General features: G+C 36.1%; 1 protein-coding gene. It reads right to left on the reverse strand.

All coding sequences use genetic code 11. The features are described 5' to 3' along the window. On the reverse strand, positions 1 to 262 hold a 262-nt coding region (locus tag HC176_RS19235; RefSeq protein WP_167920570.1), incomplete at its 3' end, for an EamA family transporter. Positions 263 to 285: the final 23 nt, after the last annotated feature.

Genomic DNA, 285 nt, shown 5'->3' on the forward strand with positions numbered 1-285 from the left:
GAATAATATAGTAAATGAAAGGATTCACCAGGCCAAAAACTGCAGATTTCAGAAAAGCTCTTGCCGGAAGCTTTAAAATATCATTTATTTTTTTTTGATAAACCAGAACACAAAAAAGTGTGAGGAGTGATACAGAAACAGAAAGACAAAGAAGTTGTAGAAAATCGAAATAGTTCAGGGAGATTTTCATGGCCGTTGCCACTGTTCCCCAAAACAAGACCGCGATTAGAGCGTATAAATAAGCTTTCTTTTGTTCTGTCATAGTGCAATTTGTTTTAGCTGGGG

The organism is Tamlana crocina (assembly GCF_012037625.1).